At 35.6% G+C, this 12416-nt stretch carries 14 protein-coding genes; 2 read left to right on the top strand and 12 right to left on the bottom strand.

Features of this window, described 5'->3' with window-relative positions:
- Nucleotides 1-222 precede the first annotated feature (222 nt).
- From BAMA_RS16385 to BAMA_RS16365, 5 genes are all read right to left on the bottom strand, one after another.
- Nucleotides 223-1152 carry an aminoglycoside phosphotransferase family protein gene (locus BAMA_RS16385; RefSeq protein ID WP_034641198.1) on the bottom strand — a complete coding sequence of 310 codons (930 nt, stop codon included), beginning with the start codon at nt 1150-1152 and terminating at the stop codon, nt 223-225.
- Between the two features lie 10 nt (nt 1153-1162).
- Complete coding sequence (locus BAMA_RS16380) at nt 1163-1549, bottom strand: VOC family protein (protein WP_034641196.1); 387 nt, start codon at nt 1547-1549, stop codon at nt 1163-1165.
- The gene (locus tag BAMA_RS16375) at nt 1546-2178 is read right to left on the bottom strand and encodes an HAD-IB family phosphatase (RefSeq protein ID WP_034641194.1); all 633 of its coding nucleotides are present in this window, start codon (nt 2176-2178) and stop codon (nt 1546-1548) included. Before BAMA_RS16375 ends, BAMA_RS16380 begins: the two co-directional genes overlap by 4 nt.
- 92 nt (nt 2179-2270) lie before the next feature.
- The gene (locus tag BAMA_RS16370) at nt 2271-2846 is read right to left on the bottom strand and encodes a YpjP family protein (protein ID WP_034641192.1); all 576 of its coding nucleotides are present in this window, start codon (nt 2844-2846) and stop codon (nt 2271-2273) included.
- Nucleotides 2847-3267: 421 nt separating this feature from the next.
- Nucleotides 3268-4014, bottom strand: a complete 747-nt coding sequence (locus BAMA_RS16365) for a glucose 1-dehydrogenase (RefSeq protein ID WP_034641191.1) — start codon at nt 4012-4014, stop codon at nt 3268-3270.
- A gap of 197 nt (nt 4015-4211) precedes the next feature.
- Between BAMA_RS16365 and BAMA_RS16360 the strand changes: the two genes are divergently transcribed.
- Both BAMA_RS16360 and BAMA_RS16355 read left to right on the top strand, forming a co-directional pair.
- The gene (locus tag BAMA_RS16360) at nt 4212-4646 is read left to right on the top strand and encodes a GNAT family N-acetyltransferase (RefSeq protein WP_034641189.1); all 435 of its coding nucleotides are present in this window, start codon (nt 4212-4214) and stop codon (nt 4644-4646) included.
- A 14-nt stretch (nt 4647-4660) separates the two neighbouring features.
- Nucleotides 4661-5203, top strand: coding sequence for an HAD-IIIA family hydrolase (locus BAMA_RS16355; protein ID WP_034641187.1), 543 nt, complete (start codon nt 4661-4663; stop codon nt 5201-5203).
- Nucleotides 5204-5266: 63 nt separating this feature from the next.
- On the opposite strand, the gene BAMA_RS16350 is transcribed toward BAMA_RS16355, so the two are convergent.
- The 7 genes from BAMA_RS16350 to BAMA_RS16320 form a co-directional block, all read right to left on the bottom strand.
- Nucleotides 5267-5827, bottom strand: coding sequence for a DUF3267 domain-containing protein (locus BAMA_RS16350; protein WP_235184467.1), 561 nt, complete (start codon nt 5825-5827; stop codon nt 5267-5269).
- Between the two features lie 21 nt (nt 5828-5848).
- Nucleotides 5849-6289, bottom strand: coding sequence for a GNAT family N-acetyltransferase (locus tag BAMA_RS16345; protein ID WP_034641184.1), 441 nt, complete (start codon nt 6287-6289; stop codon nt 5849-5851).
- 2 nt (nt 6290-6291) lie between these two features.
- Nucleotides 6292-6759, bottom strand: coding sequence for an SAM-dependent methyltransferase (locus BAMA_RS16340; RefSeq protein WP_034641182.1), 468 nt, complete (start codon nt 6757-6759; stop codon nt 6292-6294).
- A 123-nt stretch (nt 6760-6882) separates the two neighbouring features.
- Nucleotides 6883-7572 (bottom strand): aspartate/glutamate racemase family protein, encoded by a 690-nt coding sequence (locus tag BAMA_RS16335; protein WP_034641180.1) that lies wholly within the window; start codon nt 7570-7572, stop codon nt 6883-6885.
- Between the two features lie 116 nt (nt 7573-7688).
- Nucleotides 7689-8882 (bottom strand): MFS transporter, encoded by a 1194-nt coding sequence (locus tag BAMA_RS16330; protein WP_034641178.1) that lies wholly within the window; start codon nt 8880-8882, stop codon nt 7689-7691.
- A 23-nt stretch (nt 8883-8905) separates the two neighbouring features.
- Complete coding sequence (locus BAMA_RS16325; protein WP_034641176.1) at nt 8906-10444, bottom strand: ABC-F family ATP-binding cassette domain-containing protein; 1539 nt, start codon at nt 10442-10444, stop codon at nt 8906-8908.
- Nucleotides 10445-10948: 504 nt separating this feature from the next.
- Nucleotides 10949-12382, bottom strand: coding sequence for a GntP family permease (locus BAMA_RS16320; RefSeq protein ID WP_034641173.1), 1434 nt, complete (start codon nt 12380-12382; stop codon nt 10949-10951).
- Nucleotides 12383-12416 lie beyond the last annotated feature (34 nt).

The raw sequence follows: 12416 nt of genomic DNA, 5'->3' as shown, positions 1-12416 counted from the left end.
ATCTTTTTTATAAAAAACAGTTCCTGAAATTAAAAGATGCCAACGTTTTGATTAAACTTTATTCAAAACGTTGGCATCCTTTATATAAAGAAATCAAGATCTTAGAGTGATTTTTAATCAAATTTTATTATTAATCAACACCGTACCTTCGTGGCTTATTTCTCTATGCAAATCGCTATCTTATTAAAAATTCTTTTCTTCATCTGTCTTACTCAATTACCCCTATTTTTCAACAAACAATTCTCTCTGAAACCACTTTGGCTTCATAAGTTCAAAATATTGATGATCGTCTAACACAGTATATAACCGCTCCATCGTATCATCGAATATGTGCGGTGCTACTTTTAATGACCAGACGACAGAAGAGAAAACAGTCATCGCTGCATAGACAGCATACAATGTCCAAAAATCATCCGGTATGCCTCCTTGAAAATATCCGTCAATTTGTCCCATGCAATACGGAATACTAATTTCCCTTGCAAACAATGCAACTTTCACAAAATCATGAAGCGGATCTCCCCAATCATAGCCATCAAAATCAATGACTCCGGCGTATGCATTACCTTTTACAATAATGTTTTCCAAATGAAAATCATCATGCTGAAAGCGATTTGGACGATTTTTCAAATAATGTTCATATGTATCAATAAATCGTATGATTTTCTCGTCTTGTTCAATTGTCACTCCACATTTTTTGTATTCATCTAAATACCTTCTATGCTTCGCCATCGCCCGTTCATACCAAGAACCGATTTCTTTCGGTGCCTCGTACGTATTCATTCTTGCTAAATCTTCTCCTGCTTGCACGCCAATATTATATTGTTCTTCAAGAGTACAAGATTGTAATGCTGTTTTCGCATCTTCTCCTTCTACATAAGAAACGATGCTATAATAAGACTCTATCTCTTCTATTGCTCCCATTTCAATCGGCTTTGGCGCATGAACGTGACGCTTCTGCATTTCATGTAAAATTTGAAATTCTATTTTCTTTCGTTCATACACATCCACGCTTCCAATCCTCAGCAATACTTTTTCATCATTAGCAAGTGTGACTACATATTTTTTATCTTCTGATAAACCTTTTGATAATTCTTTTATCCCTTTTGCATCTTGTAAAATATGTATCTGTTTCTGAAATAATGTCCTATCCATCCTGTTTCTCCTATAGTTCCATATTTCCTGTATATGCTACTTCTACTATAAATCCATTCGGGTCATAAAAATCAATTGTATAATATCCTTCCGAATAATGATTCATTTCAATTGGTCCTCGAATAACCTTTGCTTCCATATCACGTAAAAAATGAGCAACCTCATCGACTACAGAGCGACTTACTGCTTGATAGCAAATATGGTGCGGCCCTAACGTTCTCACAATTTCTGCATTCATTTCTTTAAAATACACTTCTGTTTCCCCAGTACTAAATGCAGTATCATGTAATTGTTTCCAGCCAATAATCGAGAACAATTTACGATAAAAGTTCATCGATTCTTCTAAATTTGCTACCCAAAATTCAATATGGTGTATCCCTGGTTTAAACTGTTTCATTTTATCGATGCCACAACTTGCGTAAGTTCTTCTGGCTTATACACAACATAATCTGGAGAAGACTCTTGTATAGTCTCCAACACATCATAGCCCCAGCCTACCCAAGCAACTGCGATGCCAACTTTTTTACATGCTGCAATATCTCGTTCTTCATCACCAACATACAACACTTCTTCATTCCCTAACTTCTTTTCTTTTAAAAACTGTTTCATCACCTTATCTTTTCCAAAAATATTGCTTGAGCAAAATACATCATGTACATCATGAATGTCATGATTTTTTAAAAACTGGCGAATATTTTCTTCTCTATTCGATGAAATAATTGCTATTTTATAACCTTTATTTTTTAAGTCCTGTAACATTGGCCTGATGCCGTCAACTAAGATAATTTCTCCGATGGATTGCTTATATAAGCTCCCTAATTCTTTCACGAAAAACGGAATTTTGTACATCGGGATTTTCAACAGTTTACAACGCTCTCGAATTGAAATTTTACGTAACCCTTCTAATTCCTCTTTTTCTATTACTTTATAATTATGTTTTGTTGCAATTTGATTGTATGACGCTAAAAAGACATCTTTTGAATCTACTAACGTACCATCAAAATCAAAAATAATATATTTCACCATCTCTTTTCCCCCTCTTCTCCATTACACATTCGTTTCTCATTTTCTAATATCCTTTCACAAAAAAGAACAAGGTGATGAAACCTTGTTCTTTCTTACGATAACCATTGCGGTGGTGTATTTTTATTCCAATAAATATCTCCTAATTCATGATGCGCTACAAATCCATCGTCATAGCGATGATAATGGAAGTTAAAATAATGACCGTCTTGCGGTGGATGATCTCGTCTTACATGAAACCTTAATACATCGTTTCCTGTGTTTGTGTCATAAATGTGAAAAATCTTTTCCTGTTTTCCACCTGCTGGTTTTTGTGAAATTGTTAATGATTGTAATGATTCTTCACCAATATCATTCGCTAACTCGGCAATTGCTTCTTCTACTTTTGGCAAAATGACATCTTTAAATTCATCTTCAATAACAGGTCCAATTTTCGTTCCAAATTTTTGCATCGACTGCCTCTCAGCTTCCTCCATTGCGTATGTGAGAAATGACTCTTCTGTTACAACTTCATACGTTTCTTCATACGAATAAGGAGCATGTTCGATATTTTGCTGCCCGGTAGGCTTGTCCGCCTTTGCTTGGTCGAGCAAAATCGAAGGAGGCGTAACTAAGCCAAATGTACATACCGTAATAAGTGTGACTAACGATTTCTTTAACCAATTCGGCATCATGTTTCCTCCCCTTTCACTTCTCATGTTGTCATAACCGTCTTAGTTTTCTTCATTATACAAAATGATGTTAATTTTTGCACTTTATAAACAATGGATTATCCATACCTTTTTCATTTGAATAGTAAATTGTCAGATTTCATATACTAAACAAAAAGATACTAAGGGGGAACTTCCTTTGACGCTTGATTTTATCTATTCAGCAGCAAGCCTTATAGTATTAGTGTATTTTATGTATCTGGCAGTTACGGATTAGACGATTATATGTAAAAAGCAGAGACACATAGGTTGTGCTTCTGCTTTTACTGTTTTATATACCTTTTAATATGCTACATTTCTATTTTCATTATGGCTTGGCATAAAGACAATCCATACACCAACAAGCAAGAATACCCCCTATTAGAAATAGCTAGGAACAATATTATTCATATATCATCTTTCTTGTCATTCCACCGTCTACAACAAGGTTAATCCCTGTAACAAAATCATTCTCTTCAGCCGTTAAGTACAGACAAGCTCTTGCAATATCAGCTGGTTTCCCAACACGTTTTGATAAATGTTGTTCATGATCACTACTGCTCAATTCCTCATAATCCCCTGTTTCAATCCATCCTGGGGAAATGGCATTTACCGTAATTTTATCGTCACTAAGCGAAACTGCAAGCGCGTGTGTAAGCGCCACAATCCCACCCTTTGTCGCTGCGTAACATTCTGAATTCGGTTCAGACATCAATGCTCTTGTCGAAGCAATATTTACAATAGATCCACCTTTTTGGTTATGACGCATATATTTCGCTGCTTCTCGTGAACCTAAAAAAACACTTCTTAAGTTTATATTGATAATATCATCCCATTCTTCTACTTTTACATCATACAACGATTTAAACACTGTCTTACCAGCGTTATTAATTAAAATGTCTATTTTCCCATACATTTGATTTGCCACTTCCATCAATCGAATCATATCCGACTCTTGCCTTACATCCGTTTGGATAAAAATAGCTTTCCCGCCTTGGTCTGTTATGTGCTGAAGTGCTTGTGTACCTCCACTTTCATCTATATCAGCTAACACAACATTAGCTCCTTTTTCTACATAATAATAAGCAATTTCTTTTCCAATCCCATTGGCAGCTCCTGTAATAATGACTGTTTTATTTAAAAATCCCATTGTCTTTACACACCCTTTATATCTCTTTCTTACAATTAGTATAACAATTTTACTTCCTGAAAAAAGTATGTACTTTTTTGTTTCTTACTAACCTTGATGTAACTATTAACCTAAAAAATCCTTTTCAACATAAGCAGGAAAATACCCTTTTTGACAGAATAATAAACAGTTGAAGTTTATTTTTTGGAGTTGATAGTATGACATCTTATATTCGAGCTGCAACAGAACGTGATATAGAATCCCTTTGTTCTTTAGTTCAAGAACTAAAAGGATCTTCTATCTCTCATACTGATATGCAAAACCGCCTACAATTTGTACAGATTAGCCCGTTTGATTTTTTATATGTCTATGAAGAAGGAGAGAACATACTAGGGTTGCTTGGTTTTCGCATTCGTGAAAATTTAGAAGATGTAACAAGGTATGGTGAAATTTCAATTATTAGCGTAGACTCAGACGCACGCCGAAAAGGAATTGGTCAATATTTAATGGGCTATGCTGAACAATTAGCAAAAGAACATAACTGTATTGGCACGTGGCTCGTCAGTGGTTTACAACGACAAGAAGCACATCCATTTTACAAACAATTAGGTTATGAAGTGAATGGGTATCGATTTGTGAAATATTTCAAATGAAAGGAACTATTATAATGACAAACATTGAAGCAATTTTCATTGATCGTGACGGAACAATCGGAGGTGATACAACGATTCACTATCCTGGTGAATTTACCCTTTTTCCATTTACAAAAGCAGCACTAGCAGAACTAAAAAAACATCATATTAAACGACTCTCTTTTACAAATCAACCTGGCATTGCTGATGGATTAGCAAGTGTAGAAGATTTTAAGAAAGAACTATACTCATTTGACTTTGACGACGTGTATATATGCCAACATAAACATGAAGATAATTGCCAATGTCGAAAACCTAACACAGGGATGCTATTACAAGCCGCTCAAACTCATAATCTAAACTTAACAAAATGCGTTGTCGTTGGCGATCGTTGGACGGATATTGTAGCTGGTTCCCAAGTTGGTGCTATTACAATTTTAGTGCAAACAGGTGCTGGATATGATGCGCTTCATACATACCGTGACAAATGGTCACACATTGAACCAAGTTATATTGCAGAAAATTTCAAAGATGCTGTGCAGTGGATTATAGAAAAATATGTAACTGTTACCTTTTAAAACAGACATAAAGAAGCCATCTTCAAAACTATACTGAAGATGGCTTCTTTATAAACAATATTTCTACTCGTAAACTGTAAACTGTGGTTTCGTTGGATGATCCATAACCATGGCATCGTTTGGGAACGTTAAAAGTTTTTGATATAATATAAAATCGCCAAAACAACCTGCCGTTAATAAAACACCAAGCAACGATAGTGCCGTGAAATTCATTGCAACTCTGATAAAAGTTGGCAATAACCCTGTTGGAATAAGCGGTAACAACAACACTTTTTTCATTGCCGCAACTGTAATTGGTTGTTTCGAATGCGCATAAGCAACGCCTAACTTCCAATTCACTCCCCACGCTAGCTCATTCCAAGGTACTCCGCCAATATAACGGAAGCCTATTAAATGAATTGCTTCGTGGGCACAAACAATAACAATTGTACTCACAATAAATAATAGTAGTCCAAAGATTGTTATCTCTAAATTAAGGTTTTTAAACAGAAGGAACTGAAAACATAGTACAGCAACCATAAAAACAATTGTTGCCACACATGCAACAATCTGTATCTTCCACATCGAAAAGGATACAACTGTTTCTTTCCTCTTCTCTCTGTAATCGCTCATTTTCTGCTTCATTCCTCCCTACCATTTACCTCTTTACAATGTTAACTCGTAATGGTAATAATGACTATCTCGCATATACCCATTTTCAGCATATAAGCGCTGCGCAGTAATGTTATCTACTTCTGTTTGTAATTTCAATCCTTTCGCACCATTTTTTGATGCAAATTGTTTTGCTGCTTCTAGTAAACTCTTACCAACGCCTGTTCCGCGGCTATTCTCATGCACAAATAAGTCATTTAAAATCCACAATCTTTTCATAGAAATCGATGAGAACGATGGATATAACTGCGTAAAACCTACATATTCTCCGTCTTGCAATGCAACAAAAATAACAGACTCACCTTTCTCTATACGCTCACGTAAAAATTCTGCTGTACCTTCTACATTTGACTCTTGTCTATAAAACATACGGTAATGATTAAATAATGTTGCAATCCCCTCTAAATCTTCCATTGTTGCTTTATGTATATTCACACTTATTCTCCCCTTTGCCAATATTTTTTCATTACATCAGTTACCCAGTCTGGTTGAGTGACCTCTTCTCTCGGTAAAAACTCTTTCATAACAGGTTTTACATCCAATATCGGTGTACCATCTATCGCATCCAAACCCTCTACCATAATCGTCTTTCCTTCTCGCTTTACAACTTTAGCAATTGTTTTTCCTAATCTATTCGGACGATTTTTCCCGCGCTGCGCGAAAATACCAACTTCCGGATACGCCTTATTATTACGAGGGTGCCTTGCACCATATTGAATTTGTTCATCTGTTACTTTATGAAAATAGAAAATGACTTCAATGTGAGAAAAAGTTTCAATTCCTTTTATACTCTCTTCTGTGAATGCATCTGTTAATACAATATTCGAGCGTACTTCTCCCCAATCATCATCCTCTATTATCTTTCTTTCATTTTGTACAAAAGCAATTGGCTGAACAGAAAACATATCTTCACCCCTTTTTGTAAACACTTACATTATATAGTTTTTTCTGAAATTTTTCTACAAAAACACTTTATTATTTTGTTATGAAAACCAACATATTTGTTTACATAATAAAATTATATATAATTAGTTTAAAGACATATTTACTGCTTCTACTGCGTGAATATATGTCGTATCAAATAATGGAACAGATGCATCCTCTTGCTTCATTAATAAGCCAATCTCTGTACACCCTAGTATAACTCCCTCTGCCCCTTCTTCTATAAGCGATTGTATAATTCGCTTATACTCCATTCGCGATTGTTCATTTATATGACCGACACATAATTCAGCAAAAATCACTCGATTTACAAGATCTCGATCCTCTTCATTCGGAACAATCACATGTAGCCGACTTTCTTCTAAACGCGATATATAAAAGTCTTCTTCCATCGTATACTTTGTTCCTAATAATGCAACTTTCTTTATGTTCTGTTCATGAATTTGCTTTGCTGTTGCATCTGCGATATGAAGTACCGGGATATGAATTTTCTCTTCTATATAATCGATGACTTTATGCATTGTATTTGTACAAATCACAATGAAATGCGCCCCAGCTTTCTCTAGAGAATATGCAGCTTCTGCCAACACCTCTCCTGCTCGCTTCCAATTTCCTTCTGTTTGATAACGTTCAATTTCTGCAAAATCAACACTATATAAAATACACTTTGCTGAATGTAATCCACCTAATCTATGTTTTACCTCTTCATTTATCATTTTGTAATACATAGTAGATGACTCCCAGCTCATTCCGCCAATAAGGCCAATTGTTTTCATCGATAGTCCTCCTTTTTCTTTCTATTATATTATTCCTTTTCCATATATAATTCCCTTCTAAAAAAGGTTTCTAGAACATGAATCTATGTTCCAGAAACCTTTTAATTCCCACTATTCTATTCAGGAAAGTGCTTACTGCGTAACGTATAAACCGCACAAAGTACTACCAACACCCCAGCAAAAAGCAATAAACTTTCTATCTGTATAACATCAGCAAGGGGTCCAAATATTGCAATCCCTAATGGTAGGGCACAAGAATTTGCAATGTGTACAAGGCTAAACATTCTACCGTGCATCGAAGGCTCTACCTTTTCCTGTAATAACGCTGTAATCGGCGTGTTAAAACAGGGCATCGTAATTCCAATTAAGAAATTACATAGTAAATAAACGAAAAATATTGGCGCAATACCTAAACCTATCATAAACAATCCATATAAAGCACAAGCTAGTGCTGTTGTTTTCATGCGATTTTGAAATCCGCCCCATACTGCAATGAGAACTCCTCCAAGCGCAGCTCCAGCACTAAAAGTCATTTCACTTGCTGCAAGTCTCCACATTTCAGCACCAAATGAACGAGTTACTAGTAACGGCGTTAAAAATGCTGCTGGACTAATTAAAATCATAACAATAATGAGTAAAACAAGTAATCTTTTAATAAATTGATTTTCTTTTAAATAAACAAAACCTTCTTTTATACCTTGCAAATTCGATTTATGTTTATTTTCTTCATTTATATAAGTTTGTACCTTTATGATACTCATCAGACTAATGCCGATTGTCGCTGTAATCACATCAATTAAAAATGTCATTTCAATTGTAGTAACAGCTAAAATGGCCGCGCTAATTGCTGGTGAAAGAAACATAATGAAAGATGTAATACTACTGTTCACTCCATTTACTTTCATTAAACTATCTTTCGGAACAATTTGTGGTATTAATGCCTGAACAGCTGGTGTCTGTATTCCCGTTCCAGCTGAGCGAATGAACAATACAATAAACAATAACCAAACATTTTCGTAACCAATGAAAAATAACATCGCTAAAACAAAAGTTGCTAATGCTATTATTCCATCAGATAATATAATCATTTTTTTACGGTCGTAACGATCAATCCAAACACCTGCAAATAAAGAAATTGCAATTTGGGGAAGAAACCCACAAACTGTTGCGATTGTCATCATTAACCCTGATGAAGTCGTTAACGTGATATACCATATAATCGCGTACTGAACTAACGATGAGCCAAACAATGAGATCGTTTGTGCCATTAAAAACAAGATGATTTTCATTTTCCAATTGTTATCATACATAGTGGTTATACTCCTCTTTCTATTTACATTACTCCATTATCTACGTTAAAAATACGATGCGCCCAGTCTCTATAAAAGCTTTCCTCGTGTGACACCAGTACTAGCGTTCCTCGAAACTGTATTAAAGCGTTTTGCAAAGATTTTTTTGCTTCCGCGTCTAAATGATTGGTTGGTTCGTCTAATATTAAGAAGTTACATGGAGTCAATAATAGACGACATAATTTTACTTTTGACTGTTCACCACCACTTAATGTATGAATCTCTCTTGATACATGCGTATCTTTCACATCGCACTGCGCCAATTGATGACGAATTTCTTTCATATTCATATTAGGAAACTGCTCTGCAATCATCTCAATTGGTGTCATCCTATCATTTTCCCACCTCAAATCTTGCTCGAAGTAACCAATTTTAATTTGCTCTTGAAAACGGAAATCACCAGAAATACTTTGGATATGTCCCATTAACGTTTTTAATAACGTAGATTTACCGATCCCATTAAACCCTGTGATCACAAGTTTTTCCCCACCATTAACTGCGAAGTTTAACTTCGGTAAAAGGGGGACTTGATAACCAACCTCAAGTTCATTTACAGTAAGAACCTTCTGCGCTGGACAAGGTAACTCTCGAAACTGAATCGATGGTTTAGTTGTAAATGTGGGCGGTGCAATTCGTTCCATTCTTTCCAGTTGTTTTCTACGCCCCTGTGCAATTTTAGAATTGACTCCAGCGATATTTCTTCGAATATATGCTTCCGTCTTTTCAATTTTCTTTTGCTGCGCGTCATATTGACGAATATAATCTTTTCGTAAATGTTCTTTTTGCCTTACAAAATCTGAATACTTTCCGTAATATTTTTTAATCGTTCCGAATTCCACATCACATATACAAGTTGTGATTTTTTCTAAAAAACTAAAATCATGGGAAACAACGATAAACGCTCCTTCAAACGCTATTAAATAATTTGCAAGCCATTCAACATGTTCTTTATCAAGGAAGTTTGTCGGCTCATCTAACAATAGAACATCTGGCTTTTCCAGTAACAATTTTGCCAAAATGACTTTCGCCCGTTGTCCTCCGCTTAGCACTTGCATCTTGCGCTCAACTCCAATTGCACAAATCCCTAAACCAGAAGCAACCTTATCAATTTTGTTATCAATAGAATAAAAGTCATGTACTTCAAGCTGCTCTTGATACTTAGCTGCTTGAAGTAGTTGCTTTTCGTTTCCAGTAAGTGCACTTTCTTCATATAATTCATTCATTCTTTTTTCAATTTCAAACAAATGTCTAAAAGCTGTTTTCAAGTATGCCAAAATCGTCTCATTTCCATCTACTTCTGCATATTGATCTAAATGTCCAATTTGAATATGGGACTGCCATTGTATAAATCCTGCGTCAGGAATTAGTTCACTCATCAAAATTTTCATTAACGTACTCTTCCCTGCTCCATTTTGACCAACAATCCCCATATGCTCGCCTTTATATAAATGAAAGGAAGCATTCTCATACAATTTCTTATCTACAAAACAATGTGATAAACCTTCAACTTTAAGTAAACTCATCATCATTCCTCTTTTCTTAAAAAATATAAAAAAGCAGAGGGTAACGTCATGTTTGACGTTAGCCCTCTGCTTTATCGTGCTGTACCTATATAGATACAAACGTATACTAATCCAACTCGTTTCAAGACGCATTGAAATAGCTACGCACACAAAGGGCCATAGACAAAGCATTGTCTATGGCCCTTAATCTATCTATCATTCATCAGCAAATAGTCATAACGAAATAAGCATAGAAAATCTATACTTTTTTCAAAAGACTATTCAGCCGATGAATATAGGAAACAGTCTATTTTGCTTCCTGATTAAGCTCCGTACAACGCTTCATCGTATACATTTGTGCGGAGCAAAGTTCTCTAACAAGTTTTACATATTTAATATAAAACATTTTCAGCACCTTCCTTAAAAAGGATTTTAGCATATGTTTTTATTTGGAACAAGGTACATCTCAACATAAATACACCATCAAACTCAACAAAATAACAGGAGCATACTCGCCCCTGTTATTTATACAATCCCTGTCAAACTATAAACACCAATTACAACAAATACTGCAACTGTTTTAATAATCGTAATCGCAAAAATATCTCGGTACGACTGTTTATGCGTTAGTCCTGTCACAGCTAACAATGTAATAACTGCACCGTTATGTGGCAATGTATCCATACCACCTGACGCCATTGCAATAACTCTATGCATGACTTCAAATGGAATATTAAATTGTTCTGCTGCAGCAATATATTTATCTGACATTGCACTTAATGCAATTCCCATCCCTCCAGATGCAGAGCCTGTAATCCCAGCAAGTATATTCGTCGTAACTGCACCATTTACGAGCGGATTCGTAAATGTCGTTGAAATGCTATCACGAATAACTCCGAATCCTGGTAAAGCTGCAATAACACCACCAAATCCGTATTCTGCACCTGTATTCATCGCAGCTAATAATGCACCGCCAATACTTGCATTTAAACCCGTTTGAAAATCTGTAGATACTTGTTTCCAATTCAAAAGGAGTGTCGTAATAATTCCAATAATAAGTGCTAACTCTACTGACCATACACCTAATACACCAGAGAGTTCCACCTTTCCAAATGTATCAAGCCCGATAGAAGCAAAATCAAACCCATTTGGGTACCATTTTGGAATCATTATGGTAAAAAATTTGTTCATGACTCCTACTAATATAAGCGGAACAAATGCAAGTACTTGCCTGAGTGGTGTAATTTCAGGTTGCTGAACAGATGGTTGTACTTGTTGTTCCGTTTCAGTCGTTGCTGCCATTTCTCCATCATTAAACCCCATGTATCCTTCTCCAGCTGCGAGTGCTTGTTTACGTCGCCTCTCTAAATACATCATCCCTAGTATAAATACAAATACCGCTCCGACAATACCAAGTAACGGCGCCGCATATATATCGGTTTTGAAAAATGTCGTTGGAATAACGTTTTGAATTTGAGGCGATCCTGGAAGCGCATCCATTGTAAATGTCATTGCTCCAAGCGCAATGGTTCCTGGAATGAGACGTTTTGGAATGTTTGCTTCCCTAAATAAATTTGCTGCAAATGGATAGACCGCAAATGCAACAACAAACAAACTCACTCCGCTATAAGTCAAAATTGCACCCATTAATACAATTGCAAGCATTGAGCGCTTTTCACCAACAACTTGAATGATTGTCTTTGCAATAGACGCTGCAATCCCTGACATTTCTACTACTTTACCAAAAATGGCGCCTAGTAAAAATACCGGAAAGTACAACTTAATAAAGCCAACCATTTTCTCCATAAATATATTTGAGAAGAATGGTAGTACATAACTTGGTTCCGTTAATAACACAGCAAATAACGCACAAATTGGTGCAAATAAAATAACAGAAAAACCTCGGTACGCAACAAACATAAGCATACTTAACGACAACAAAATAATAACTAACTCCAATACCTTCACCTCTTTTCATTTCCTTGGAAATATT

It is taken from the genome of Bacillus manliponensis, assembly GCF_000712595.1.
Classification (GTDB): domain Bacteria; phylum Bacillota; class Bacilli; order Bacillales; family Bacillaceae_G; genus Bacillus_A; species Bacillus_A manliponensis.
This window is presented reverse-complemented; position numbering and strand designations above follow the sequence as displayed.

What these genes read in the sequence shown, in the direction of transcription:
- BAMA_RS16385 (WP_034641198.1), bottom strand. Translation starts at nt 1,152, where the DNA reads ATGGATAGGACATTATTTCAGAAACAGATACATATTTTACAAGATGCA.
- BAMA_RS16380 (WP_034641196.1), bottom strand. Translation starts at nt 1,549, where the DNA reads ATGAAACAGTTTAAACCAGGGATACACCATATTGAATTTTGGGTAGCA.
- BAMA_RS16375 (WP_034641194.1), bottom strand. Translation starts at nt 2,178, where the DNA reads ATGGTGAAATATATTATTTTTGATTTTGATGGTACGTTAGTAGATTCA.
- BAMA_RS16370 (WP_034641192.1), bottom strand. Translation starts at nt 2,846, where the DNA reads ATGCCGAATTGGTTAAAGAAATCGTTAGTCACACTTATTACGGTATGT.
- BAMA_RS16365 (WP_034641191.1), bottom strand. Translation starts at nt 4,014, where the DNA reads ATGGGATTTTTAAATAAAACAGTCATTATTACAGGAGCTGCCAATGGG.
- BAMA_RS16360 (WP_034641189.1), top strand. Translation starts at nt 4,212, where the DNA reads ATGACATCTTATATTCGAGCTGCAACAGAACGTGATATAGAATCCCTT.
- BAMA_RS16355 (WP_034641187.1), top strand. Translation starts at nt 4,661, where the DNA reads ATGACAAACATTGAAGCAATTTTCATTGATCGTGACGGAACAATCGGA.
- BAMA_RS16350 (WP_235184467.1), bottom strand. Translation starts at nt 5,827, where the DNA reads ATGAAGCAGAAAATGAGCGATTACAGAGAGAAGAGGAAAGAAACAGTT.
- BAMA_RS16340 (WP_034641182.1), bottom strand. Translation starts at nt 6,759, where the DNA reads ATGTTTTCTGTTCAGCCAATTGCTTTTGTACAAAATGAAAGAAAGATA.
- BAMA_RS16335 (WP_034641180.1), bottom strand. Translation starts at nt 7,572, where the DNA reads ATGAAAACAATTGGCCTTATTGGCGGAATGAGCTGGGAGTCATCTACT.
- BAMA_RS16330 (WP_034641178.1), bottom strand. Translation starts at nt 8,882, where the DNA reads ATGTATGATAACAATTGGAAAATGAAAATCATCTTGTTTTTAATGGCA.
- BAMA_RS16325 (WP_034641176.1), bottom strand. Translation starts at nt 10,444, where the DNA reads ATGAGTTTACTTAAAGTTGAAGGTTTATCACATTGTTTTGTAGATAAG.